This is a genomic window from Streptacidiphilus sp. MAP12-20, assembly GCF_041262525.1.
Classification (GTDB): domain Bacteria; phylum Actinomycetota; class Actinomycetes; order Streptomycetales; family Streptomycetaceae; genus Streptacidiphilus.
Genome location: NZ_JBGCCK010000004.1, coordinates 92,911 through 111,810, shown reverse-complemented (window position 1 = coordinate 111,810; position 18,900 = coordinate 92,911). Strand labels below are relative to the sequence as shown.

General features: G+C 71.5%; 20 protein-coding genes. 8 read left to right on the top strand and 12 right to left on the bottom strand.

All coding sequences use genetic code 11. The annotated features are described in order from the left end of the window. Positions 1 to 6 precede the first annotated feature (6 nt). Together ABIA32_RS06655 and ABIA32_RS06650 are read right to left on the bottom strand one after the other, a co-directional pair. The gene (locus tag ABIA32_RS06655) at positions 7 to 570 is read right to left on the bottom strand and encodes a Uma2 family endonuclease (protein WP_370092920.1); all 564 of its coding nucleotides are present in this window, start codon (positions 568 to 570) and stop codon (positions 7 to 9) included. A 27-nt stretch (positions 571 to 597) separates the two neighbouring features. Then, the gene (locus tag ABIA32_RS06650) at positions 598 to 1,785 is read right to left on the bottom strand and encodes a phosphodiester glycosidase family protein (protein WP_370092919.1); all 1,188 of its coding nucleotides are present in this window, start codon (positions 1,783 to 1,785) and stop codon (positions 598 to 600) included. 158 nt (positions 1,786 to 1,943) lie between these two features. Here ABIA32_RS06650 and ABIA32_RS06645 point away from each other — a divergent pair, with 158 nt between their 5' ends. Then, positions 1,944 to 3,242 (top strand): DUF222 domain-containing protein, encoded by a 1,299-nt coding sequence (locus ABIA32_RS06645; protein ID WP_370092918.1) that lies wholly within the window; start codon positions 1,944 to 1,946, stop codon positions 3,240 to 3,242. Here ABIA32_RS06645 and ABIA32_RS06640 read toward each other — a convergent pair. After that, positions 3,224 to 4,474: an MFS transporter gene (locus ABIA32_RS06640; protein WP_370092917.1), complete on the bottom strand. Its 1,251-nt coding sequence runs from the start codon at positions 4,472 to 4,474 to the stop codon at positions 3,224 to 3,226. The genes ABIA32_RS06645 and ABIA32_RS06640 overlap by 19 nt on opposite strands. A 63-nt stretch (positions 4,475 to 4,537) precedes the next feature. Here ABIA32_RS06640 and ABIA32_RS06635 point away from each other — a divergent pair, with 63 nt between their 5' ends. The 5 genes from ABIA32_RS06635 (at position 4,538) to ABIA32_RS06615 (ending at position 8,724) form a co-directional block, all read left to right on the top strand. Then, positions 4,538 to 5,506, top strand: coding sequence for a LysR family transcriptional regulator (locus tag ABIA32_RS06635; RefSeq protein WP_370092916.1), 969 nt, complete (start codon positions 4,538 to 4,540; stop codon positions 5,504 to 5,506). Between the two features lie 79 nt (positions 5,507 to 5,585). Further along, on the top strand, positions 5,586 to 5,882 hold the full coding sequence (locus ABIA32_RS06630) for a hypothetical protein (RefSeq protein ID WP_370092915.1): 297 nt from the start codon (positions 5,586 to 5,588) through the stop codon (positions 5,880 to 5,882). Positions 5,883 to 5,898: 16 nt separating this feature from the next. Then, positions 5,899 to 6,978, top strand: a complete 1,080-nt coding sequence (locus ABIA32_RS06625) for a methyltransferase domain-containing protein (RefSeq protein WP_370092914.1) — start codon at positions 5,899 to 5,901, stop codon at positions 6,976 to 6,978. Between the two features lie 61 nt (positions 6,979 to 7,039). Beyond that, entirely contained in the window at positions 7,040 to 8,161 is a 1,122-nt protein-coding gene (locus ABIA32_RS06620; RefSeq protein ID WP_370092913.1) for an adenosine deaminase, read from the top strand. A 164-nt stretch (positions 8,162 to 8,325) separates the two neighbouring features. After that, a complete protein-coding gene (locus ABIA32_RS06615; protein ID WP_370092912.1) occupies positions 8,326 to 8,724 on the top strand; it encodes a hypothetical protein in 399 nt (132 codons plus the stop codon). Positions 8,725 to 8,791: 67 nt separating this feature from the next. Here ABIA32_RS06615 and ABIA32_RS06610 read toward each other — a convergent pair whose 3' ends face one another. The 5 genes from ABIA32_RS06610 to ABIA32_RS06590 form a co-directional block, all read right to left on the bottom strand. Then, positions 8,792 to 8,983 carry a PspC domain-containing protein gene (locus ABIA32_RS06610; protein ID WP_370092911.1) on the bottom strand — a complete coding sequence of 64 codons (192 nt, stop codon included), beginning with the start codon at positions 8,981 to 8,983 and terminating at the stop codon, positions 8,792 to 8,794. A gap of 63 nt (positions 8,984 to 9,046) precedes the next feature. After that, positions 9,047 to 9,688, bottom strand: a complete 642-nt coding sequence (locus ABIA32_RS06605) for a VanZ family protein (RefSeq protein WP_370092909.1) — start codon at positions 9,686 to 9,688, stop codon at positions 9,047 to 9,049. 56 nt (positions 9,689 to 9,744) lie between these two features. Continuing rightward, positions 9,745 to 10,158 carry a hypothetical protein gene (locus ABIA32_RS06600; RefSeq protein WP_370092908.1) on the bottom strand — a complete coding sequence of 138 codons (414 nt, stop codon included), beginning with the start codon at positions 10,156 to 10,158 and terminating at the stop codon, positions 9,745 to 9,747. Positions 10,159 to 10,199: 41 nt separating this feature from the next. Continuing rightward, positions 10,200 to 11,684, bottom strand: coding sequence for a sensor histidine kinase (locus ABIA32_RS06595; RefSeq protein WP_370092907.1), 1,485 nt, complete (start codon positions 11,682 to 11,684; stop codon positions 10,200 to 10,202). Next, positions 11,681 to 12,358 (bottom strand): response regulator, encoded by a 678-nt coding sequence (locus ABIA32_RS06590; RefSeq protein ID WP_370092905.1) that lies wholly within the window; start codon positions 12,356 to 12,358, stop codon positions 11,681 to 11,683. Before ABIA32_RS06590 ends, ABIA32_RS06595 begins: the two co-directional genes overlap by 4 nt. A 330-nt stretch (positions 12,359 to 12,688) precedes the next feature. Here ABIA32_RS06590 and ABIA32_RS06585 point away from each other — a divergent pair, with 330 nt between their 5' ends. Both ABIA32_RS06585 and ABIA32_RS06580 read left to right on the top strand, forming a co-directional pair. Continuing rightward, complete coding sequence (locus tag ABIA32_RS06585; RefSeq protein ID WP_370093158.1) at positions 12,689 to 13,342, top strand: SigE family RNA polymerase sigma factor; 654 nt, start codon at positions 12,689 to 12,691, stop codon at positions 13,340 to 13,342. 254 nt (positions 13,343 to 13,596) lie between these two features. Next, positions 13,597 to 14,724, top strand: a complete 1,128-nt coding sequence (locus ABIA32_RS06580; protein ID WP_370092904.1) for an NADH:flavin oxidoreductase — start codon at positions 13,597 to 13,599, stop codon at positions 14,722 to 14,724. Between the two features lie 56 nt (positions 14,725 to 14,780). Here ABIA32_RS06580 and ABIA32_RS06575 read toward each other — a convergent pair whose 3' ends face one another. From ABIA32_RS06575 to deoC, 4 genes are all read right to left on the bottom strand, one after another. Then, on the bottom strand, positions 14,781 to 15,410 hold the full coding sequence (locus ABIA32_RS06575) for a uridine kinase (RefSeq protein WP_370092903.1): 630 nt from the start codon (positions 15,408 to 15,410) through the stop codon (positions 14,781 to 14,783). Between the two features lie 133 nt (positions 15,411 to 15,543). Next, on the bottom strand, positions 15,544 to 16,446 hold the full coding sequence (locus ABIA32_RS06570; RefSeq protein WP_370092902.1) for an aldehyde dehydrogenase family protein: 903 nt from the start codon (positions 16,444 to 16,446) through the stop codon (positions 15,544 to 15,546). Then, positions 16,439 to 17,878 carry an aldehyde dehydrogenase family protein gene (locus ABIA32_RS06565; protein ID WP_370092901.1) on the bottom strand — a complete coding sequence of 480 codons (1,440 nt, stop codon included), beginning with the start codon at positions 17,876 to 17,878 and terminating at the stop codon, positions 16,439 to 16,441. Before ABIA32_RS06565 ends, ABIA32_RS06570 begins: the two co-directional genes overlap by 8 nt. 5 nt (positions 17,879 to 17,883) lie before the next feature. Continuing rightward, positions 17,884 to 18,855: a deoxyribose-phosphate aldolase gene (deoC, locus tag ABIA32_RS06560; RefSeq protein WP_370093156.1), complete on the bottom strand. Its 972-nt coding sequence runs from the start codon at positions 18,853 to 18,855 to the stop codon at positions 17,884 to 17,886. Positions 18,856 to 18,900 lie beyond the last annotated feature (45 nt).

The window sequence follows — 18,900 nt, the reverse complement described above, 5'->3', positions numbered from 1 at the left end:
GCACGCTCAAGCCTTCGGCCCGTAGGTCAGCAGGACGTTCGTGTCCAGCTGCCACGGGCCGACCTTGATCGTGTCGCCGAAGACGAAGGGCAGGCGGCTCGTGTAGTTGGGCTGGGAGTGGATGATCCCCGTGCCGTCGCGCGGGTCGACCAGCAGGTAGAGCGGGATGCCCATGGCGGCGTAGTCGAGGACTTTGTCCTCGTAGTCGTTCTCGGGGTTCGACTTCGAGACGATCTCGACGACGAGGAGAACCTCAGACGGGTGGAAAGCGGCGTCCGCTTCCATCAGGGCTGCCTCGGGGAACACCATGATGTCCGGCCGACGCAGGCGCCCCAGGCCGACATCCTCCAGATCGGCTCCCCCGTGGGCGACAAAGTCCGGGTGGGTCGCCGGCAACTGGTCATTGAGCTGCCGGCTGAGCTTGAGCACCGCGAGCTCGTGACGCTTGACCGGGGACATCATCATGACGATCTCGCCGTGTGCGATCTCCACGCGCCCTATCCCGGGGATCTGGGGCAGCTCGTTCGCGATCTCCCGGAGCCTGGCGTACGTGGTGGCGTCAATGCTCATGTACTGAGTGTAACGAGCTCATGAGGATCACGGCTTGGCGTAAACGGCCACGAAGTCGCGGCTGGAGTAGTCGTAGTAGCGGGTGGGGGCGCGGACGAAGTTGACCAGGTTGTGGGGGACCGGGTCGTGCGGGCTCTTGGTGGCGTCGTAGGTGATGAAGGACGGCCAGCTGAGGTTGATGTCCAGCATCATCGCCGTGACCGAGCCCGCGCGCTGAAGCATGGTCGCGAGCGACTGGACCGTCAGCGCGCGGCCACCGACGTAGATCAGGTTCCCGTTCCTGTCGATGCCGACGCCGGAACGGGGGACGACGGAATTGCCGCCGTCGGTCAGGCCCCAGGTGTTCACGCCGCCGTAGAGGGCGTCATCGGTGACCGCACCGTTCCGTACCAGCGGGACCAGGCACTGCCGGACGCCCACGACGTCGGGCGCCATTCGGGCGTCCTGCCCCCACACGCCGACGCTCACCGTGCCGTCGCGGTGGAAGACCTCGGACGCCGCGCCGTCGCGGAGGTCGCCGATGGTCTGACCGGCGAGGTAGAAACCGCCGTGCGAATCACCGTTGGACACCTTGAACCCGCCGTTGTAGGTGGCGACGAGGCCCGTGCGCTGGCTGAGCGGGACGGTCGCCGGAATGTTCCAGTTGCCGCCGGGCTCGGAGACGCCGGGGTGCAGGTCGAAGCGGAGATCGTGCTGCTTCATCCAGACGATGCCGACCATGAAGTCGGTGTTCCAGGGGTCCGGGCGCACGGTGGCGCTCTGGACGGCGGGCTGGCCCTTCACCAAGGTGAGCGGTGTGAAGACCCCCTCGCCGGGGAGGGCAGGGCTGACGAGTGGTCGGACGGAGGCGTGGAGGGGGATCGGCGGGACCGTCGGCGTCGGCTTCGGTTTCGGCTTGGGCCGAGCGGCGGGGTGTGCGAACGCGGTGGCCACGGCGTTGCAGCTGACGGGCGCGGCGGAGTGCTGGTGCCGGTTGTCGACCAGATCCACGACGGCGCTCAGCCCGTGGCAGCGGCCCCAGCGCGCCAGCTTCGTCTGCGTGCCGCCGGCGCCGGGCGCGGCGAGCGCGTCCTGGATGCAGTAGCCGGTCCCGCCGACGAGCACCACGGCCGTCCCGAGCGCGACCCAGCGAAGCCGACGCCGCCGCGCCCCCTCCGCCGAGGGCTCAGCGGCGGGCGCGGGCTGGGTGTCGGTGGGCGTTTCGCCAGACGGCATGGGACACCTCTTCGCTCGGCGCATGGGTCCACAGAGCAGTACCCCGGACGACGCCGCCTCTGACGAGACCTCACCCATCCGGACCAGTTCGGGGGTGTTGTCAGTGCTGCCGGATAGGCTGTTGGTGTACGAAATCAGCAGGTCAGGGGGTGGTTCTGATGGTGCTTCAGGGGGATGCGCTGGCGGCGTGGCTGGCGCGGGTGGTGCCTGGGGCGGGGAGCGCGGCGCTGCTGGACGGGCTGGACGCTGAGGGGCTGTCGGCGGTGGGTCGGGTGGATGCTCTGGTGGCGGTGCAGCGGCATGTGGGGTGGCTGCAGGCGATGGAGATCCGGCTGCTGGCCGGGTTGGAGGAGCGTCCGCTGACGTGCATTCCGGGGGCGCCGGACGCGCTGGCGGATTTCCAGGAGACCCGGGAGCAGGTCGCGTGCGCGTTGCGGGTGACGCCGGATACGGCGGGGGCCAGGTTGTGGGAGGCGTCACAGATCGCGTCCCGGTTCCCGGCGGTGCTGGGGTTGCTGGCGCAGGGGCGGGTGCAGGTGATGCACGCGCGGGTGGTGCGGGAGCTGACCGCGCAGCTCGACGATGCGGCGTGTGCGCGGGTGGAGGCGCTGGTGGTGGGGCGGATGCCGGAGCAGGTCGTGTCCGCGACGCGCAAGGCGGTGGCCCGCGCGGTGCTCAAGGCCGACCCGGAGGGTGCCGAGCAGCGGCACGCGTCCGCGCGGCGTGAGCGCAGGACGTCGCTGCGGGCGGAGCCGGACGGGATGGCCTGGTACGGGGCGCTGCTCGCGGCCGAGGACGCCGCCATGGTCGACGCCGCTGTGGACGCGCACGCCCGTTCGCTGGAGGGGGACGGGCGGACGTTGCCGCAGCGGCGGGCGGACGCGCTGGTCGAACTGGTCACCCGGGCCGGGATGTTGAATGCTGGATTTGTCCCGGAAAACGGGACAGGTTCCCCCCGTGCCACGATCGTGGTAACCGTCCCGTTCGACACGCTGATCGGCGAGGGCAGCGAGCCCGCCGACCTCAAGGGCTACGGTCCGCTCACTCCCGGCCAGGCCAAGGCCCTCGCGTTCGCGCCGGGCAGTGTGTGGCGGCGGCTGATCACCGAGCCCGGCACCGGCCGGGTCGTCAAGACCGACCCGACCTGCTACCGGCCCACCGCCGAGGTGCAGCGGCACGTCGTGGCCCGCGACGCGTACTGCCGCTTCCCCGGCTGCCCGCGTCCCGCCGCCCGCTGCGACCTGGACCACGTGCGCCCGTTCGACCACGAGAACCCGCAGGCCGGGGGCCCGACGACGCCGGAGAACCTGATCGCGTTGTGTCGCCGCCACCACCTGACCAAGCACCGCGCGGGCTGGCAGGTTCACCACGACCCGGCCACCAACACCGTCACCTGGACCGCCCCCACCGGCCACACCTACTCAACCGACGCCCACTCCTACCCCAACGCCGCCTGAGGGTGCCGACGGGCGGAGACCGTGCCGTAGGCGGTGACGCAGCCCGCGAGGGCCATCGCGGCGAGGGCGACGGCGACCGTGCCGCCCCAGCCGACGGAGTGGTAGGCGTCCGCGCCCGCCGCGCCGCCGAGGCTGTTGCCGACGTAGTAGGCCGCCAGGTAGAGGGCGGAGGCCTGGGCGCGGCCGTGGGTCGCGGTGCGGCCGACCGCGGCTGAGGCGACGCAGTGGCCGGTGAAGAACCCGGCGGTGATGAGCACCAGCCCGATCAGCGTGAGCGGCAGCGACTCCGGGAGGGTGAGCAGCAGGCCCACGGTCGTCGTGGCCACCGCCGCGTAGAGCGCGCCGCGGCGGCCGAGCCGGGCGCCGACGCGGGCGCTGGCGGCCGAGGCGACGGTGCCGACCAGGTAGACCACGAAGATGGAGCTCGCGACGCCCTGCGGGAGTCCGAAGGGTGCGGCGACCAGGCGGTAGCCCAGCACGGTGTAGACCGCACCGAAGACGGTCATGAAGAGCAGCCCGAGTGCGAAGAGCCGCGCGAGCAGCGGGTTGGCGACGTGGCCGGTGACGGTACGCCAGAGGGCGCGCGGGTTGACCGGGCCGGGACGGAAGCACCGCGCGCGGGGGATCAGCAGCCGGAAGGCGACCGCGCAGATCAGCGCCGCGACGGCCACCGACGCGAGCCCCGCCCGCCAGCCGTAGGAGCCGGCGACCACGCCGGAGAGCAGCCGGCCGCTCATGCCGCCGATGGAGTTGCCCGCGACGTACAGGCCCATGGCCGAGGCCAGCGCGGAGGGGTGGACCTCCTCGGCGAGGTAGGCCATCGCCGTCGCCGGGAGGCCGGCCAGGGCGACGCCCTGGAGCGCGCGCAGGGCGGTCAGCGTGGCCAGGTCGCCGGTGAAGGGCAGGACCAGGGCGATGGCGACGGCGGCGAACACCGAGATCGTCATGATCCTGGTCCGGCCGAAGCGCTCGGACATGGCGCTGATCGGGATCACCGCGACCGCCAGCCCGATCGACGCGGCCGAGACGGTCCAGCTCGCCTGGCTCGGCGTCAGGTGCAGGCTCGAGGAGAGGGAGGGCAGCAGTGCCTGGGTCGAGTAGAGCAGCAGGAAGGTCGCCAGGCCCGCGCCGAAGAGCGCGAGCTGGGTGCGCCGAAGGCCGGGGGAGCCGGGGAGGTGGCGGACATCGGCGGGGGTGCTGGCTCTGGCTGCTGTGAATGCGACCGCTGGCATGGTGATGACGTTAGGACGGGCCCATTGATGCGTCCAATACATGAATGGGCGACAATCGATGCCATGACGTATGACCGCAGCTCGGAGCCGCTGTCCCTGCCCGCCGAGCAGGCGGAGCTGTCGCCCACGTCACCCGCCGCGCTGCTCTCGCCGCTGCTGGCGCAGTTCGCGGCCGTGGCGCGCCGGGAGCACGTGACCCGCGCGGCGGTGGAGTTGGGCATGCCGCAGCCGACACTGAGTCGGGCCGTCGCGCGGCTGGAGGCGGAGCTGGGCGTGGCCCTGCTCTCCCGCGAGGGCCGCGCGGTCCGGCTGACGCGGGCCGGGCGGATCTTTCTGGCCTCGGCCGAGCGCGCCCTCGCCGAGCTGGAGCGGGGCGCCGACGCCGCGCGGGCGGAGGCGGACCCGACCGGCGGGCGGGTGACCTTCGGCTTCCTGCACACGATGGGCTCGGAGGCGGTGCCCATGCTGCTGCGCGGCTTCCGGGCGGAGTACCCGCGGGTGCGCTTCCAGTTGGTGCAGGACTACACCGACTCGATGCTGGACCGGCTGCGCGAGGGCGAGTTGGACCTGTGCCTGCTCTCACCCCGCCCCGAGGGAACAGAACTGACGTCGCGTCGGATGGGTGATCAGCGGCTCTGCCTGGTCGTCCCGACCGACCACCGGCTCGCGGGACGTCGTCGGGTCCGACTGGAGGAGGTGGCGCAGGACCCCTTCGTCACCCTGGAGCCGGGCTACGGCATGCGGCGAATCACCGACGCGCTCTGCGCGGAGGCCGGCTTCGCGCCGCGGATCTCCTTCGAGGGGGAGGAGGCGGAGACGCTGCGCGGCCTGGTCGCGGCGGGTCTCGGTGTGGCGGTGCTGCCGCCGGCGTCGGTGCCCCGACCGGACCTGGTGGAGCTCGCCCTCGCCTCGGCCTCGGCGCGCCGGGAGCTCGCGCTGGTCTGGTCGGCGGTGCGTCCGCTGCCACCCCCCGCGGTGTCGTTCAGGGACTTCGTGCTCTCCATGAAGGACCGCCTGCCGCTGCACAGCTGAAAAGTGCGGATTATCCGGGTTGTGGGGATTCCGTGCGCGCGGGAGGCTGGTTCTGTACCTCGGAAGGAGGTCGATCGGGATGACCTTCATGCAGGTGATTGAGTACGAAACCACCCAGGCAGCGCGCATGGACGCGTTGATGGACGAGTGGTTGAAGGCCACGGAGGGCAAGCGCACCGCGTTCCATTCCTCCCTCGGCAAGGACCGCGACAAGCCCTCGCACTTCATGCAGATGGTGGAGTTCCCTTCGTACGAGCAGGCGATGCGCAACAGCGACCTGCCGGAGACCCGGCACATCGCCGAGGAGATGCAGATCGCCTGCCTCGACGCCCCTCGCTTCGTCAATCTCGACATTGTCCGCGACGAGCAGATTTGACGAGCGAGGAGCCGTCATGGCCACGCAAGCGCACGTCGCGCTCGACGAGAGCGCACTCGAAGCCCTGATGGGCAAGGTGGTCACCGATCTTGGCGCGGTGGCGAGCGCCCCGCTGCTGCTGATCGGGGAGAAGCTCGGACTCTTCCGGGCGATGGCCGGAGGCGAGCCGGTCGGCTCCGCGGACCTCGCACACTCCACCGGCACACAGGAGCGCAACGTCCGTGAGTGGCTGTCGGCGATGGCGGCCGGCGGGTACGTCACCCTCGACCCGGACGGCAGGTTCCGGCTCACCCCCGAGCAGGTGGTCGCCTTCTGTGACGAAGACAGCCCCTTCTACGCGCTCGGAGGCTTCCAGTTGTTCACCGCGGCGGCCCGGATGGAGACGCGCGACAAGCTGGCGCGTGCCTTCGTCGACGGCGGCGGTCTCGGCTGGGATCAGCACCATCCCGATGTCTTCTCCGGCACGGCCAGGTTCTTCCGGCCCGGCTACGCCGCCCACCTGGTGGACGAGTGGCTGCCCGCGCTGGACGGCACGGCCGACCGGCTCCGGACCGGCGGCAGCGTCGCGGACGTGGGCTGCGGCCTCGGCCACTCCACGATGCTGATGGCCGAGGCCTTCCCGGCCTCGCACTTCGTCGGCTTCGACTACCACGCGCCGTCGATCGAGGCGGCGCGCGAGCTCGCGGGGAAGGCCGGGCTGGGGGAGCGGGTCACCTTCGAGGTCGCCGGGGCAGCCGACTTCGGCGGCGGGCCCTACGACCTGATCACCTTCTTCGATTGCCTGCACGACATGGGCGATCCCGTCGGCGGCCTCTCGCACTGCCGGGCGCGGCTGACGGAGGGGGGCGTGGTGATGCTGGTCGAGCCGCACGCCGAAGACAACCTGGCGGAGAACCTCAACCCGCTGGGGCGCGCCCTCTACGCGGCGTCGTCGCTGGTCTGCGTGCCCGCGTCGCAGGCGCAGCCGGTCGGCCGGGCGCTCGGCGCGCAGGCGGGGGAGGCGCGCACCCGCGAGGTGGCGGCCGAGGCCGGATTCCGGCACTTCCGCCGGGCGACGGAGACCCCGTTCAACCTGGTCTACGAGCTGAGGAGCTGAACAGGTGAGTGGTTACCCTGCGCGCGTGGAAATCTACGCGCGTAGGAGCTACCATCTGGCAATGGTGACCCACACTCCCCACATCCTCGCCGCCACTCCGGAGCAGATCCGTCGCGCCCCGAAGGTGGTCCTGCACGATCATCTCGACGGCGGCCTGCGCCCCGAGACGATCATTGAGCTCGCCGACGCGGTCGGTTACGACGCCCTTCCGGAGCGGGAACCCGCCAAGCTGGGCCAGTGGTTCCGTGACGCCGCCGACTCCGGCTCGCTGGAGCGGTACCTGGAGACCTTCGCGCACACCTGCGCCGTCATGCAGACCCGCGAGGCGCTGATCCGCGTCGCCGCCGACTGCGCCGAGGACCTCGCCGCCGACGGCGTCGTCTACGCCGAGGTGCGCTACGCGCCCGAGCAGCACCTGGAGCGCGGGCTGACTCTCGACGAGGTCGTCGAGGCGGTCAACGAGGGCTTCCGTCTCGGCGAGCAGCGCGCCCGCGAGAACGGCGACCGGATCCGGGTCGGCACCCTGCTGACCGCGATGCGGCACGCCGCCCGCTCCCGCGAGATCGCCGAACTGGCGAACCGCTACCGCGACATGGGCGTGGTCGGCTTCGACATCGCGGGCGCCGAGGCGGGCCACCCGCCGACCCGGCACCTGGACGCCTTCGAGTACCTGGCCGGCGAGAACAACCACTTCACGATCCACGCCGGCGAGGCCTTCGGCCTGCCCTCCATCTGGGAGGCGATCCAGTGCTGCGGCGCCGACCGCCTCGGCCACGGCGTCCGCATCATCGACGACATCACCGTCGAGCCCGACGGCGAGGTCAAGCTCGGCCGGCTGGCCGCCTACCTGCGCGACAAGCGGATCCCGCTGGAGATGTGCCCCACCTCCAACCTGCAGACCGGCGCCGCGAGCTCCTACGCGGAGCACCCGATCGGGCTGCTGCGCACGCTGCACTTCCGGGTCACGGTCAACACCGACAACCGGCTGATGAGCGGGACCAGCATGAGCCAGGAGTTCGGCCACCTGGTCGACGCCTTCGGCTACACGCTGGACGACATGCAGTGGTTCACCGTCAACGCGATGAAGAGCGCGTTCATCCCCTTCGACGAGCGGCTGGCGATGATCAACGACGTGATCAAGCCGGGCTACGCCTCGCTCAAGGCGGAGTGGCTCTTCGCCTGAGCGGGACCCGACCCGGATCCAGCCTCACCCGATCGGGCGAAAGGGGATTTGGGGCGGGCGGCGCCTCGTGGATACCTTGGGCGGCCAGTCGAGCACGCAGTGTCACGAACGCGGTGTCATTGCGGGCTCGCAGGCAGGACACCAGGAGATCGAGGAGACTGCTCATGAAGAAGGCCACGCTGCAGGCGGCCGGGACCGCCGTGCTGGGTGTCGCGGTCGTCGCGGCTGTCGCCGGTCCGGCCGCGGCGGACCCGGTCGGTGGACTGCCGCAGGTCAGCTCGCTGACCGGCTCGACCTCGGCGCTCACCGCGCCGAACGGCGGATTGGCGGGCGTGACTTCGACCGCGCAGGGCCTGATCAACAACGCCGCGCCCGCCGTCCAGAACGCGACGTCCTCGCTGCCGGTCTCCACGCCGCGTTCGGTGCCGCAGCACCGTGACGGGCTGCCGGCCGTGGGCGGCGTACTCGGGCAGCTGCCCGGCGCGGACCAGCTCCAGGGCGGCACGAGCCACGCGCTCGACGCCCTGCACGGCCTGCCCGTGCACGCGCCCTCGATCGGCTGAGCCTCGGCGCAAGGCATGGAACGGCGGCGGACCCCCTCACCCGTGGGGGCCCGCCGCCGTTCGCGGTTCAGCCCTCGGCGGGGAGCACCAGCCACAGCGCCAGGTATATGAGGAACTGCGGCCCCGGCAGCAGGCAGGACAGCAGGAACAGCACGCGCACGGTGAGCGGGCTCACCCCGAAACGCCGGGCGAGGCCCGCGCAGACGCCGCCGATCATGCGGCCGCGACGGGGGCGGGCGAGGGTGGCGGTGGCGGACATGGGATCACTCCAGACGATCAGGCCCTGGCGCTCGTGGCGCCGGCCGGCCGGTTGCTTGATGCCTCAAGCCTCTCGCGCCGGAAGACCCGTTCCGTCAGCCCGGCCGATGATTCGGACCCTGGCGGGACCCGTGCTCAAGGGGGACCTGACCTCAGGGGTGCTCTCAGGGCCGGTCTCAGGGGCGTGCGGGCGGCTGCCCACGCGCCGGCGGAGCCAGGAGCGGGCGGCCGGGACCACCGCGAGGTGGGTCAGCGCGATGCCCAGGCAGGCCAGCAGGATGTCGTCGACATTGAGCAGCCGCAGCGACAGCGTGGTCTGCAGCACCTCCTGGCCGGTCGCCACCAGCACCCCGGCCAGCAGGGTCCGGGTGAACGAGGTCAGCAGCGGCGAGTCGAGGCGTCCGCCCGCCAGCGGCAACAGCACGCCCAGCGGGGCCAGCGCGAGGAGGCTGCCCAGCAGCTCCAGATAGGCGTGCCCGGTGCCGGCCGCGAGCTCCAGCCTGACCGAGGCGAAGGGCGTCAGATTGCTGTCCGCCAGCCAGACGGACGGGCTGCCGTGCAGGGCGATCCAGAGCAGCACGGCCAGATGCACCGTCAGCAGCAGGAGCCCGAGCCGCCGGGCGCCGACGTACACGTGGCCCCGCTCCGAGTTTCCCGCTTCGGGGTTCCCCGCTTCGGCGATGCCACTGCTCTCTGCGTGCTGCACGCCTGCGAGGACGCTCGCAACGGTGTCCGCGGTTGCGGGGCGTCCCGTGGCGGCGGTCACGGGGCGGTCGGCGTCGACGCCGGCACGCTCGGACAGGCCGCCGACGACTGCCCGCTCGGTGATGGTGTCGCGGCGGCCCGCGGCGCGGCGTGGGAGTGCTTGACGCTGGGCCGGGAGGGCGCGGGGACGGCCGAGGACAGCTGCTCCCACGGCGTCGTCGAGGGCAGGCCGGGCAGCAGGTAGCTGGCTTCGGCGCTGGCCAGGTCGGCGGGCACGCTGGGCGTCAGCGGGGCCGTCGCGCCCGGCGTCGGCGGACAGGCCGTCCGCGAGGCCGGCAGGCCGGCGTCGACCGGCACCGCCGTGCTGCGGATCCCGCACCCGCTCAGCGCGAGCAGCGCCGTCACCGCGGCCACCGCGGACGTCGCCACCAGGACGGTCGTCCGCCCGCGCGCCGACCTCTCGACCGGCACCGACCCCCCGTCCGCAGCCGGCTCCGCTCTCCTCAACGCCGTCATTGCTGGGTGCTGCCTTCCGTCGGCGGGGCCTTCGGAAGCCGGAGTGTGAAGACCGCGCCCACTCCGTCCTCCGCGTTGGCCGCCGAGATGGTGCCGCCGTGGATCCGTGCGTTCTCCATGGCGATGGACAGACCGAGGCCGCTGCCCTCGGAGCGGCGGCGCGAGGCGTCCGCCTTGAAGAAGCGGTCGAAGACGTGCGGGAGCACGTCGTCGGGGATGCCGGGGCCGCCGTCGGCGACCTCGACGACGAGCCAGTCGCCGTCCTCGTAGGCGCGGACCCGGACCGGCGAGCCGCCGTGCTTGAGCGCGTTGCCGATCAGATTGGCCAGCACCACGTCGATCCGGCGCGGGTCGACCCTGACCAGCAGGCCGCGGTCCGCGTCGACCTCCACCGCGTCCAGCCAGGCCCGCGCGTCGATCGTCGAGGTGATCAGGTCCGTGATGTCGACCTCGTCGACGACCATCCGGGCGGTGCCCGCGTCGAAACGGGTCACCTCCATCAGGTTCTCCACCAGCTCGGTGAGCCTGCGGGTCTCGCTGACGACCAGTCGGACCGCCGGTTCGATCATGGGGTCGAGCGAGTCCGCCTCGTCCTCCAGGATGTCCGTCACCGCCGTCATCGCGGTGAGCGGCGTGCGCAGCTCGTGCGACATGTCGGCGACGAAGCGGCGGCTGGCGCGTTCGCGCGCGCTCAGCTCGTCGACCTGCTCCTCCAGCGCGGCGGCCGTGTGGTTGAAGGTCCGTGACAGCTCGGCCAGTTCGTCCTGGCCGGTCACGTCGAGCCGGGTGGCGAGGTTGCCCTCGCCGAGCTGCCGCGCGGCCTCCGCAAGCCGGGCGACCGGGCGCAGCACCGTCGCCGCCGCGGCCTGTGCCAGCAGCGCCGCGCCGACCAGCGCCAGCAGCGTCGCGATGCCGAGCGACCAGGCGAGCGAGTCCATGTCGCGGCGCTCGTCGTCCAGGGACTTGAACATGTACGCCGTCGGCCCGGTCGGCAGCACCCTGGTGCCGCCCACCAGGTAGGGGACGCCGGCCAGGCTGACCCGCTGCCAGAACAGGTGGTACTGGCCCGGGCTGGTCGTGCAGTGCTGACAGGGCTTCTCGACCTGCTGCTGCAGCGCGGTCGGCACCGTGGACGGGGTGAACTTCTCGTTCGTGGAGTACGAGCAGGCGGGCGTGGTCAGCACCACGTCGTAACGGAGCCCGGTGTTCGCCACGACGAACGCGGCGCGTTTCAGCGCGTCGCAGCTGGGGTCCAGCGGCAGCGCGGTGAAGGTCCGGTCGAGCGAGTTGCGGAAGTCGGAGAGCGTCGTGTCCTGGGTGCGCTTGAGCACCGCGTCCCGGTTGAGCCAGTAGGCGATCCCCGAGGAGGAGACGGCTGCGGCCAGCGCGACCACCGAGAAGACGGCGATCATCCTTATCCGCAGCGAGGTCAGCCGCAGCCGCCGGGCCAGCCAGGTGGCGCGCGGGTGGCGTTCGGTCACGCGGGGGTGTCCAGGCGGTAGCCGACGCCGCGCACCGTGCGGATCAGCGTCGGCGCGGACGGCACGTCCTCCACCTTGGCCCGCAGCCGCTGGACACAGGCGTCCACCAGCCGGGAGTCGCCCAGGTAGTCGTGCTCCCAGACCAGCCGCAGCAGCTGCTGCCGCGACAGCGCCTGGCCCGGACGCCGGCTGAGCTCCAGCAGCAGCCGCAGCTCGGTCGGGGTGAGCTGAAGCTCGTTGCCGGACTTGGTCACGATCATGGCGTTGCGGTCGATCACCACGTCGCCGAAGACCGCCGAGTCCGAGCTCTCCCGCTCGCCGCGCCGCAGCACCGCGCGAATCCGCGCGTCCAGCACGCGCGGCTGGACCGGCTTGACGACGTAGTCGTCCGCGCCGGACTCCAGCCCGACGACCACGTCGATGTCGTCCGAACGGGCGGTGAGCAGGATGATCGGCAGCTGGTCGGTGCGCCGGATCCGGCGGCAGACCTCGAAACCGTCGATCCCCGGCAACATCACGTCCAGCACGATCAGGTCCGGACGCTGCTCCTTGAAGAGCCGCAGCCCGTCCTCGCCGGACGCGGCGACGGAGACCCGGTGGCCTTGCCGGGTCAGCGCGAGTTCGAGTCCGGTGCGGATCGCATCGTCGTCTTCGATGAGCAACAGGTGAGACACGGCGTTCATTGTGGCCTACCCGCCGCGCGGGATCGACCCTGTTCCCGCTGCTGGGGCTCTGTGACACGTCTGTGACAGTCGGCGGACAGCGCCATGACGACCCCCGGGCAGGATTTTCTCTGTCGGGTTGAACCAACGGGGGCCCGGCGCCGCAAAGTACCGAAGCACTACTGGACACCGAGGGAGCACACGATGAACGCAGTCATCGAGGCCCAGGCCGACAAGCCCGCCGCGACCCTGCCTCAGCCGCTGTACTCCGTTCGCACGGGGTCCTACGGAACCAAGCAGCACGTTCATGGAATCGGACGCCAGGGGGGACTGGGCGGTTCCATGGACTCCAGCAGCACGATGACGCTGCGGCTGCGCGCACTGCCCGGGGGGACGGGTAACGGCCGGCAGGTGGGGGAGCCGACGGCCGAGGTGGCACAGGGAGACGCGACGGGAACGCACCTGTCGCAAGTGGAGGACGACTTCACCGCGTATGTGCGCGAGCGCCGCGCCTCCCTGTACGCCACCGCGTACCACCTGACCGGCGACCGCTTCGCGGCCGAGGACCTGCTGCAGAGCGCGCTCTTCAGCACGTACCGGGCCTGGGACCGGATCTCCGACAAGGCGGCGGTGGGCGGTTACATGCGCCGCACGATGACCAACCTGCACATTTCCGCCTGGCGGCGGCGCAAGGTCAACGAGTACCCGACCGAGGAGATGCCGGAGACGGTCGGCGACAGCGACGCGATGGGCGGCACGGAGCTGCGCGCGGTGCTGTGGCAGGCGCTGGCCAAGCTGCCGGAGAACCAGCGGACGATGCTGGTGCTGCGCTACTACGAGGGCAAGACCGACCCGGAGATCGCCGACGTGCTGGGGATCTCGGTGGGCACGGTCAAGAGCAGCATCTGGCGCGCGCTGCGGCGGCTCCGCGAGGACGAGACGCTGGCCTCGCAGGACGGCGACCTCGGGCACGCCTTCGGCGAGCTGGTCGCGTAAGGACTTTATTGAGGGGGGTGCTGCGGGTACGGGGGTGGCCCGCAGCAGCATGAGGCTTGGGCGCCGGCGTTGGGGGATGCCGGTGCCCAAGCCTTTTTGCGTCCCGACCGGGCGAGCAGACCGGAATGCGCGTGTTCTGGATCACACGGCGATCTGCCGGGCGGACGAAATTCGGGGATCGAAGGAATGGTTGATGCCATCACGCATTCCCTGCGTGCGCACCACACACCGTCCGGCACCCCCGAGGAACATCCATGACCATCACCGAGTCCTCCGCCTCCCGCGCGGCCGAGATCCTGTCCCGGCCCGTCGCGCTGAACGGGCTGACCGTCCCCAACCGTCTCGTGATGGCGCCCATGACGCGCATGCACTCCCCGGGCGGCGTCCCCGGTGAGGACGTGCAGTCGTACTACGCCCGGCGTGCCGCAGCGGGGGTAGGCCTGATCGTCACCGAGGGGACCTACGTCGGCCACGAGTCGGCCGGCCAGAGCGACCGGGTGCCGCGCTTCCACGGTGAGGAGCAGTTGGCCGGGTGGGCGAAGGTCGCCGAGGCCGTCCACGTGGCGGGCGGCACGATCGTGCCGCAGCTCTGGCATATCGGGATGGTGCGCAAGCAGGGTGAGCCGCCCTACGCCGACGCCCCGGCCGTCGGCCCCTCCGGCATCCGCGTCGACGGCACCGAGGGCGCCGGCAAAGCGATGACCCAGCGCGACCTGGACGACGTCATCGGCGCCTTCGCCGAGGCCGCCGAGGCGGCCGAGCGCATCGGCTTCGACGGCGTCGAGCTGCACGGTGCCCACGGCTACCTGCTCGACCAGTTCCTGTGGGCCGGCACGAACCGCCGTGCGGACGCCTACGGCGGCGACGCCGTGGCCCGGACGAGGTTCGCGGCCGAGATCGTGGCCGCGGTCCGAGAGGTCGTCTCGCCCGAGTTCCCGGTGATCTTCCGCTACTCGCAGTGGAAGCAGGAGGCCTACGACGCACGGCTCGCCGAGACCCCGGAGGAGCTGGACGCGATCCTGGCCCCGCTTGCCGCTGCCGGCGTCGATGCCTTCCACGCGTCGACCCGTCGCTACTGGCTCCCGGAGTTCGAGGGCTCGGACCTGAACCTCGCGGGCTGGACCAAGAAGCTCACCGGACGTCCCGCCATCACGGTCGGTTCGGTCGGCCTCGACGGCGACTTCCTACGCGGCTTCGCGGGCGAGGGCGCCCCGGTCCAGGGCATCGACGACCTCCTCGACCGCCTGGAGCGTGACGAGTTCGACATGGTCGCAGTCGGACGCGCCCTGCTCCAGGATCCGGAGTGGGCGGCGAAGGTCCTGGGGGGCCGCTCCGGCGAGCTGAAGCCGTTCGACGCGGCGGCGCTGAGGACTCTGAGCTAGCGAGTCCTCAGACCTCGGGGCCGGTCGCGTCGAGAACGGCGCGACCGGCCCCGGCATCAGCGGGCCGCGTAGGCCGTCGGCTGCGGGTGGGCGGAGGTCTTCGCGAGGCGGGTCAGGGCCTCCTGGCCGTTGCAGGCGTAGGCGCCGAGCGACTGCTGGTCGGTGACCAGGGCGCGCTCGGCGCGCATCAGGCGGATACCGCGACGGAGGAGGTAGGGGACCGACTTGCGGGCCTCGCGGACGTCGCGGAGGAAGCGGCGATAGGCCGTGGTGAGCGGGCGGTTGCGGAGGCAGATCGCGTCGGCGAGGAGGCCTTCGGCCTCGCAGGCGCGGATGATCTCGGCGGCGAAGATGCCCTCCGCGATGAACGCCGCGGTGTCGACGGTCAGCGGGCGGGAGCCGACGCGGCCGTTGGCGGGGATGGAGTAGACCGGGACCTCCGCGGCGCCGTCCGCGCACAGCGAGCGGATCGCCGCGAGGGCGTCCTCGCGGTGCCAGGACCGCGGGTCGTCCCAGTCCACGCTGCCGTCGTGGAGACGGGGGAGCGTGGGGTCGTCGCCGTCCTTGTAGAAGTCGTCGAGCTGGAGCACCGGGAGCCCCGCGCGTTCGGCCAGCGTGGACTTGCCGGAGCCGGAAGGGCCGCAGAGCAGGACGACGCGGGCGGGGTTCACGGGAGAGGTGCTCACGGGACACCAGTGTGACATCCGGACGCCACCTGGTCCGCCCGCCGCCGAGGTCGTTGAATCCCGAATTTGTCCCGGAAAACGGGACAACAACGCGTTCGGGCGTGTCACGAGTCGGCGGCGAGCGAGGTGAGCATCACATGCCCATGGGGTGCCAGACCGTCTTCGTCTCGAGGAAGGCCAGCAGGCGGTCCGTGCCCGGCGCGGCGGTCCAGTCCACCGTTCCCGGGTCGGCGCGGCGCACGCGCTTCAGCGTGTCCGCCGCCAGCGTCTCCAGGGCCTTCGCCGAGGCCGGGCCCTCCTCCGACTCGACGCCCGCGAGGTCGAGTGCGTTGACGTCCGCGTGGGAGGCCAGGGTCGGGGCGATGTCCTCCGTGCGGCCGGAGATGAGGTTGACGACACCGCCCGGCAGGTCGGACGTGGCCAGGACCTCGCCGAGCGAGAGGCCCGGCAGTGGCGCGTCCGGGGCCAGGGCCACGACCGCGGTGTTGCCCGTCGCGATGACCGGGCCCAGCACGGAGACCAGGCCGAGCAGCGAGAAGCCGACGCCGCTCTGCGGGGCGACGACGCCGACGACGCCGGTCGGCTCCGGGGTGGAGAGGTTGAAGTACGGACCGGCGACCGGGTTCGCGCCGCCCGCGATCTGGGCGACCTTGTCCGTCCAGCCCGCGTACCAGACCAGGCGGTCGATCGCCGCGTCGACCAGCGGCGCGGCCTTCTTCGCGGTCAGGCCCTCCGACACCGCCACTTCGGCGATGTACTGCTCGCGGCGGCCCTGCAGCATCTCTGCCGCGCGGTAGAGGATCTGGCCGCGGTTGTACGCGGTCGCGCCCGACCAGCCGCCGAAGGCCTTGCGCGCGGCGGAGACCGCGTCGCGGGTGTCCTTGCGGGTGCCCTGGGGGGCGTTGGCCAGCCACTCGCCGGTCTTGCGGTCGGTCACCTCGTACACCCGTCCGCTCTCGGAGCGCGGGAACGTGCCGCCCAGGTAGAGCTTGTAAGTCTTGTAGACGTCCAGGCGGGGGAGAGTCTGGTCAGACATCGAGGTAGGCCTCCAGACCGTGGCGGCCGCCTTCGCGGCCGTAGCCCGACTCCTTGTAGCCGCCGAAGGGCGAGGTCGGGTCGAACTTGTTGAAGGTGTTGGACCACACCACGCCGGCGCGCAGTTTGCTCGCCATCCACAGGATGCGCGAGCCCTTCTCGGTCCAGATCCCCGCGGAGAGGCCGTAGGGGGTGTTGTTGGCCTTGGCGACCGCCTCCTCCGGCGTGCGGAAGGTCAGCACGGACAGCACCGGGCCGAAGATCTCCTCGCGGGCGATCCGGTGGGTGGCGCTGACGTTGCTGAAGACCGTCGGTGCGAACCAGTAGCCGGACGACGGCAGCTCGCAGGCCGGGGACCAGCGCTCGGCGCCCTCGGCCTCGCCCGCCGCCGTCAGCTCCTGGATCCGCGCGAGTTGCGCGGCGGAGTTGATCGCGCCGATGTCGGTGTTCTTGTCCAGCGGGTCGCCCACGCGCAGCGTCGACATGCGGCGCTTGAGCGCGGCGAGCACCTCGTCGTGGACGGACTCCTGCACCAGCAGGCGCGAGCCCGCGCAGCAGACGTGGCCCTGGTTGAAGAAGATGCCGTCGACGATGCCCTCGACGGCCTGGTCGATCGGCGCGTCGTCGAAGACGATGTTGGCGGCCTTGCCGCCCAGCTCCAGACTGAGCCGCGTGCGCGTCCCGGCCAGGGTGCGGGCGATGGCGCGGCCGACCTCGGTCGAGCCGGTGAAGGCGACCTTGTCGACGCCCGGGTGCGCGGTCAGCGCGGCGCCCGTGCGGCCGTCGCCGGTGACGATGTTGACGACGCCCCTGGGCAGGCCCGCCTGGCGGCAGATCTCCGCGAAGCGCAGCGCGGTCAGCGGGGTGGTCTCGGCGGGCTTGAGCACCACCGTGTTGCCGGTGGCGAGGGCAGGCGCGATCTTCCAGGCCAGCATCAGCAGCGGGAAGTTCCACGGGATGACCTGCGCCGCGACGCCCACCGGGCGCGGGTTCGGGCCGTAACCGGCGAACTCCAGCTTGTCGGCCCAGCCCGCGTAGTAGAAGAAGTGCGCGGCGACCAGCGGCAGGTCGACGTCGCGGGTCTCCTTGATCGGCTTGCCGTTGTCGATCGACTCCAGCACCGCGAGCTCGCGCGAACGCTCCTGGATGATCCTGGCGATCCGGAACAGGTACTTGCCGCGCTCGCCGCCCGACAGCGCGGACCAGGACCCGAAGGCCTTACGGGCGGCCGCGACGGCCCGGTCGACGTCGGCCTCGGTGCCCTGGGCGAACTCGGCCAGGACCTCCTCGGTGGAGGGGTCGATCGTCTTCAGCGCCTCGGAACCGGTGGATTCGACGAACTCGCCGTCGATGAAGTGCCCGTACGTCGAGGCGATGTCGCCTGCGGCGGCGCGCGACTCGGGCGCGGGGGCGTACTCGAAGAGTTGTGCCATGGTGATCAGTCCACCGTCACGTAGTCGGGACCGGAGTAGCGGCCCGAGGCCAGCTTCTGCCGCTGCATGAGCAGGTCGTTCAGCAGGCTGGACGCGCCGAAACGGAACCAGTCCGGGCTCAGCCAGTCGTCACCGAGGATCTCGTTCACCATGACCAGGTACTTCATGGCGTCCTTGGTGGTACGAATACCCCCGGCGGGCTTCACACCCACCTGAACGCCGGTGGCGGCGCGGAAGTCGCGGACGGCTTCCAGCAGCACGAGGGTGTTGGCGGGGGTCGCGTTGACGGCGACCTTGCCGGTGGAGGTCTTGATGAAGTCCGCGCCCGCGAGCATCGCCAGCCAGGAGGCCCGGCGGATGTTGTCGTAGGTCACCAGCTCTCCGGTCTCGAAGATCACCTTGAGGTGGGCGGCGGTGCCGTCGGGGCGGACGCAGGCCTTCTTGATCTCGGTGATCATCTCGAAGACCTCCAGGTAGCGGCCGGAGAGGAAGGCCCCCCGGTCGATCACCATGTCGACCTCGTCGGCGCCTGCGGCGACGGCCTCGGCGGTGTCGGCCAGCTTGACCGGCATGCCGGCCCGGCCGGAGGGGAAGGCGGTGGCCACGGCCGCGACGTTGACCGGCGCGGAGCCGAGCGCCTCGCGGGCGTAGGGGACCATGTCCGGGTAGACGCAGACGGCCGCCGTGTGCGGCACGGAGGGGTCACCCGGATCGGGGTTCTTGGCCTTCTGGCAGAGCGACCGCACCTTGCCGGGGGTGTCCGCACCCTCCAGCGTGGTCAGGTCGATCATGGAGATGGCCAGATCGATGGCGTAGGCCTTGGCAGTGGTCTTGATCGACCGGGTGCCGAGCCCGGCGGCGCGCGCCTGCAGGCCCACGGCGTCGATGCCGGGCAGGCCGTGCAGGAACCGGCGCAGGGACGCCTCGGAGGAGGCGATCTCGGCGAACCCGCTGGCGGAGAGGGGGGAGGACGACATGCTCACCAGCGCAGCATATCTACACGCGTAGCGTTTCGTCAGGGG

What these genes read in the sequence shown, in the direction of transcription:
- ABIA32_RS06655 (WP_370092920.1), bottom strand. Translation starts at nt 570, where the DNA reads ATGAGCATTGACGCCACCACGTACGCCAGGCTCCGGGAGATCGCGAAC.
- ABIA32_RS06650 (WP_370092919.1), bottom strand. Translation starts at nt 1,785, where the DNA reads ATGCCGTCTGGCGAAACGCCCACCGACACCCAGCCCGCGCCCGCCGCT.
- ABIA32_RS06645 (WP_370092918.1), top strand. Translation starts at nt 1,944, where the DNA reads ATGGTGCTTCAGGGGGATGCGCTGGCGGCGTGGCTGGCGCGGGTGGTG.
- ABIA32_RS06640 (WP_370092917.1), bottom strand. Translation starts at nt 4,474, where the DNA reads ATGCCAGCGGTCGCATTCACAGCAGCCAGAGCCAGCACCCCCGCCGAT.
- ABIA32_RS06635 (WP_370092916.1), top strand. Translation starts at nt 4,538, where the DNA reads ATGACGTATGACCGCAGCTCGGAGCCGCTGTCCCTGCCCGCCGAGCAG.
- ABIA32_RS06630 (WP_370092915.1), top strand. Translation starts at nt 5,586, where the DNA reads ATGACCTTCATGCAGGTGATTGAGTACGAAACCACCCAGGCAGCGCGC.
- ABIA32_RS06625 (WP_370092914.1), top strand. Translation starts at nt 5,899, where the DNA reads ATGGCCACGCAAGCGCACGTCGCGCTCGACGAGAGCGCACTCGAAGCC.
- ABIA32_RS06620 (WP_370092913.1), top strand. Translation starts at nt 7,040, where the DNA reads ATGGTGACCCACACTCCCCACATCCTCGCCGCCACTCCGGAGCAGATC.
- ABIA32_RS06615 (WP_370092912.1), top strand. Translation starts at nt 8,326, where the DNA reads ATGAAGAAGGCCACGCTGCAGGCGGCCGGGACCGCCGTGCTGGGTGTC.
- ABIA32_RS06610 (WP_370092911.1), bottom strand. Translation starts at nt 8,983, where the DNA reads ATGTCCGCCACCGCCACCCTCGCCCGCCCCCGTCGCGGCCGCATGATC.
- ABIA32_RS06585 (WP_370093158.1), top strand. Translation starts at nt 12,689, where the DNA reads ATGGACTCCAGCAGCACGATGACGCTGCGGCTGCGCGCACTGCCCGGG.
- ABIA32_RS06580 (WP_370092904.1), top strand. Translation starts at nt 13,597, where the DNA reads ATGACCATCACCGAGTCCTCCGCCTCCCGCGCGGCCGAGATCCTGTCC.
- ABIA32_RS06570 (WP_370092902.1), bottom strand. Translation starts at nt 16,446, where the DNA reads ATGTCTGACCAGACTCTCCCCCGCCTGGACGTCTACAAGACTTACAAG.
- ABIA32_RS06565 (WP_370092901.1), bottom strand. Translation starts at nt 17,878, where the DNA reads ATGGCACAACTCTTCGAGTACGCCCCCGCGCCCGAGTCGCGCGCCGCC.
- deoC (WP_370093156.1), bottom strand. Translation starts at nt 18,855, where the DNA reads ATGTCGTCCTCCCCCCTCTCCGCCAGCGGGTTCGCCGAGATCGCCTCC.